3 protein-coding genes are annotated in these 5,137 nt (G+C 33.8%); all 3 read left to right on the top strand.

The window, feature by feature from the left end; genetic code table 11:
- Positions 1-2,602 (top strand): hypothetical protein (locus tag AACY61_RS08290; RefSeq protein WP_339611103.1); only part of this gene is annotated, 2,602 nt, incomplete at its 5' end.
- A gap of 111 nt (positions 2,603-2,713) precedes the next feature.
- Positions 2,714-4,057: a hypothetical protein gene (locus AACY61_RS08285; protein WP_339611102.1), complete on the top strand. Its 1,344-nt coding sequence runs from the start codon at positions 2,714-2,716 to the stop codon at positions 4,055-4,057.
- The coding region (locus tag AACY61_RS08280) for an Eco57I restriction-modification methylase domain-containing protein (protein ID WP_339611100.1) at positions 4,009-5,137 on the top strand (1,129 nt) is incomplete at its 3' end. The genes AACY61_RS08285 and AACY61_RS08280, both read left to right, overlap by 49 nt.

Raw genomic sequence — 5,137 nt, 5'->3', positions numbered from 1 at the left:
TATAACAATTAATACTGCCTGGAGATCTGTAGGTATAAATGATGATGATAACTTAATATACCCCCTATCAAAAATTGAACACTCATTGGATAGAATAAGAAATTGTAAATACAAGGTTTTAATTCATCATCATCCTTTAAGCCAGTTAAAAGGTTATAATGAATATGAAATTGAAGATTTGATTTTTAAAAGGTTTGATTTTTTATTCAGCGGTCATATACATAAAAATTCATTAAATATAGATTTAACACCTAATGATGGAGTAATAAAATTTGGGAGTTCAGCATGCTTGTCTTTTCATCATGAATCACAAATTGGATATTCTATAATTGATTTTGATTTTTTGGAGGATTCGTTTAGTGTAATATTCAGAATGTATGATATTAAAAATGAAGTTTTTTATGAAATACCTCCTAAGAAATTCCATATACCCACTGATGAAATAAAAAGAGAACAAAATAGATTAAGAAAAAACATTAGAAATAGATATACTTTTTTACTTGAAGAGTCTAAAGACTTATTTATTGAAAATAGGAATATAAAAGCAAGTAAAAACTTGCTTGAAATTAGTACCAATCCTGTTTTAAAAAATAAATCCCTTTCCGAAATTTTTAATGATGAAGAACAAAATTGCCCTGACTTTCAATGGGAAAAATTTTATGATTTTGATAAGGATTATATAATTTTTGGTAAAGATAAATGCGGTAAGACAATTCTATTAAAAAAAATTGAATTAGAACTTCTAAATGATTATTCCAATATTGACTATTTACCATTTTATATAGACATTAAAGACTGGAGCAATTCAAGTAGAGAGTTTAATTTTGAAAAAGAATTTGGAAAAAGCTTCAGTATTAATATTCAAGTCTCTAGAAGTCTTATAAGCGAAAAAAAAATTGTTTTATTAATAGACAATTTCACTTTTGAACAAAGTAATATAATTAAAGAGCTTGAAGAAATAGTTTTCGCACACGAGAATTTTAGATTGATTATTTGTTCAGCTTCACATTCAATTAGTTCGCTTGAACATAATAGATTTGATGGAAGAAATTTATCTAAACTTTATTTTCATAGATTAAGAAAGATTCATATAAAAGAATTAACAAAGAAAAACTATAAGCTTTCGGTTGAGAAACAGGAGCAAATTGTTGAAAAAATAAGTACAATATTTAAAAAACTATCAATACCATTTAATTATTGGACAATTTCCATTTTTTTATGGGTTTTTAATAAGGACGGTAATAATAATTTAAATAATGATGTAGATTTAATTGATTTATATATTGAAAAACTTCTTGAAAAAGAACAGCTTACTCTGAATTCGGCAATTTTCACATTTAATAATTATAAAAAACTTCTGGCATATTTAGCACATTATTTACTTACTAAACACCATAAGAATTCATATTATGCAAAATATTCTGAAATAATTGATTTTATTGAGCTTCAACTCCAAAAAAACCCTCGAATAAGAACTAGTCCAAAAGATATTTTTGATTACTTAGATAGTAAGGGAATACTTAGAAAAAGAGGAGTTGATTTATATTCATTTCGATTAAAAGGTGTCTTTGAATATTTTATTGCACAATATATGACATATGATAAAGATTTTTTAAATAAAGTTATTTTAGATAAGGATTACTACTTATCCTTTTCTAATGAATTTGAAATTTATGCTGGATTTAAAAGAGATGATATAGAATTTTTAAATAAAATCTTTTCGAAAACAAAAAACATTTTTAATGAATTAAATGATTTTTATGATCTTGAGAATAATAAAATTGACACAATATTAATATCAAAGATACAACAAGCCGATAATTTAGGTTCTCTAATTGAAAAATATGCGAGAAGACTACAACATAGTTTAACTGAGCAAGAGAAGGATAAAATGGAAGAAGAAATCATAAAAGAAATGAAGCTTGATGAATCTCACAGTGAAGTCAAACAAAAGAAAAAAAGCGTAATAAACAATTCAACTGAATCTCTCGAAGAAAGCTTAAAGATTCTTGGAAAGGTTTATAGAAATATTGATGATATTAATGACGTAAATTTAGTTTATCAAATATTTGATTATATAGTAGATAATGCGTGTTTATGGAGCTTTAGATTGCTTGATGAATTCGGCGAAATAGATATTTCCGATATAATTAAAAATGACCAAGATGGAGAAGCGAAGAACTTAATCAAATTAATATCTAATGTTATACCAACTCTAGTTCAAGTAAGACTATATGAAATGATTGGCCATATAAATTTAGAAGGTATTATTTTAGATAGGCTGCATATAGCAAAAAAAGATAGTAAGAATAATCAATTTAAAATCTTTTTGTTTTGCTTTCTTTTATGCGATATAAATTATAATCAACATAAAAATCTCATATCAGAATTAATTCCGTTAATTAGAATTCCGATTATTAAATATTCTTTTATTTTGAAGCTTAATTATTATTTATCCTTCAAAAACAATTTAAATAAAAAAGAAAGACAGTTTCTGAAAAACAATCTTCAAAGTCAATATTTAAAATTTAATAAGAATACAGATGTTGGGGAATTACATAAAGGCTTTTCTAAAAAAGATGGAAAAATATCAAAAAAATAATCACCCGCACCCGCGCGAGTCACTTCGCGTGGTTCTTCCTTATAAAACAACCCATACTTTTTTAAAAATCTCCCTATCTGTAATCACCAAACAAAAACCTAACAACCAAGCATGCCTCTATTCCAATCCACCGTCCTAAAAAAATACACCAACGCCTTAAACACCGCCACGGTCGATGCTGCTTATGAACGGTTTACGGCGCATTTTCACAATGCAGGGATACAGGAGAATATCCTGCTGGCAAAGGAAGAGCAGTACCAGGGAGAGTTTTTGATTGATTTGTTTGTCAAGGTGCTGGGCTATGTCAAAAACCCCACGCCCCAGTTTAACCTCACCACCGAACTCAAAAACGTCAAGGACAGCAAAAAAGCAGATGGTGCCATCATAAACGGCGAGCAGGTGCTGGGTGTTATCGAGCTTAAAGGCACCTCCACTACCGACCTGGGCAAGGTGGAAACCCAGGCGTTTGGCTATAAAAACAACCAGCCCGGCTGTGTGTATGTCATTACCTCCAACTTTGAAAAGCTGCGCTTTTATATCGACAATGCGGTGGACTTTGAGGAGTTTAACCTCTTTCAATTAACGCGGGAGCGGTTTGATGTGCTGTGGTTGTGCCTTTCGGCAGAAATGGTATTGGCGGGCAAGCCCAAACAACTCAAAGAAGAGTCGCTCTCGCAGGAGGAGCAAATCACCAAGCAGTTGTATAAAGACTACTCACTGTTTCGCAACGAGGTGTTTCACAACATTGTGAGCCAAAACCCCCAACACGACAAGCTCACCCTGTTTAAAGTCACCCAAAAGCTGCTGGATCGTTTTCTCTTTATCTTTTTTGCCGAAGACCGCCTGCTGCTCCCCCCCAACTCCATCCTTGCCATTGTGCAGCAATGGAAAGACCTGCGCGACCAATATGATGCCTATACCCCACTCTATGACCGTTTTAAAAAGTATTTTGGTTATCTAAACACCGGCCACAAAGGGCAAAAGCACGACATTTTTGCTTACAACGGCGGACTCTTCAAACCTGATGCCGTGCTGGACAGCATCACGATTGATGACGAGCTGCTCTACAAACACACTGTCGCCCTGAGCCGTTATGACTTTGAAAGCGAGGTGAGCGTCAATATTTTGGGGCATATCTTTGAGCATTCGCTTAACGAAATAGAAGAACTGCAGGCCGAACTGGAAGGACAGGCCGTTGACAAAAGCAGCAGCAAGCGCAAAAAGGACGGCGTGTTTTACACGCCCAAATACATCACCAAATACATTGTCGATAACACCTTGGGCAAACTGTGTGAAGAGCAAAAAACCGCACTGGGCATTGACGAGACTGACTATGACAAAGGCCGTAAAAACCGCCCCGTAAAAGTGGTGAAAGCACTCGCACAAAAACTGGAGGACTACCGCAAGTGGCTATTGCAACTCACCATCTGCGACCCGGCCTGCGGGAGTTTTTGATTGCCGAGCACGCCTATGTGGACGAACTGCATGCCAAACTTTTTGGCGATGCCTTGATGCTGAGCGAAGTGGAAAACAGCATTTTGGAAAACAACCTCTATGGGGTGGACATCAACAACGAAAGCGTGGAGATTGCCAAACTCTCCCTCTGGCTGCGCACCGCCCAAAAAGGCCGTAAGCTCACCGGGTTGAACAACAACATCAAGTGCGGCAACTCCCTCATTGACGATCCTGCTGTGGCAGGTGACAAGGCGTTTGACTGGGAGCAAGAATTTCCCGAAGTATTTGCCCAAGGTGGCTTTGATGTGGTGATTGGGAATCCGCCTTATGTGAGAGCTGAATTATTAGGTGAATTTATTGAATATTTAAGTGGCAACTATAAAGTGTTTAATTCTGCAAGTGACCTGTTTGCTTACTTCTATGAGCTCGGCACAAAGATTATCAAACCAACATTTGGTATATTATCATTTATATCAAACACATTCGATAAAACTACAGCCGGAAAGGTGCTTAGAGAATATCTATCATCAAACACATCATTTTACAATTATATAGATTTTACAGAAGTTCAAGTATTTGATGGTGCTACAACATATCCTGTTATTATTTCATTTACGAATAATCAACCAAAGAATAATCTATTCAATTATATAAAAATTCCAAAGTCAAAACAAGGGAAAGTAATAGAGGTAGAAATTGAGCCGGTAGTTAAAGTTGACCAATCAAGTCTAAATAGTGATTCTTGGTCTTTTATGTCTAAAGACAAAAACTTAATCAATGAAAAAATCACAAAACTGCCGACTGTTAGAGAGATTTATGGAAAATGTTATAGAGGTTTAATTACTGGTTTAAATGATGCTTTTATAGTGAACAAGGAATGGTCTATATCTGAACACATTAAATATATCTATGAAGGCAAAGAAATCAAAAAATGGCAAACTCCTGAACCGGAGCAAAAGTTGATATTATTTGAAAGCAAATGGACAAATGAAAAATATGGAAATGATATATCTGAAGATGAATTGCTTTCTAAACTAAAACAAGATTATCCAGAAATCATGAATCACCTTCTGCCCTTTG

It is taken from the genome of uncultured Planktosalinus sp. (genome assembly GCF_963973675.1).
GTDB lineage: Bacteria > Bacteroidota > Bacteroidia > Flavobacteriales > Flavobacteriaceae > Planktosalinus.
Note: the sequence above shows the minus strand (reverse complement) of the source record. Positions and strands in the feature narration are given on the sequence as shown.

What these genes read in the sequence shown, in the direction of transcription:
- AACY61_RS08285 (WP_339611102.1), top strand. Translation starts at nt 2,714, where the DNA reads ATGCCTCTATTCCAATCCACCGTCCTAAAAAAATACACCAACGCCTTA.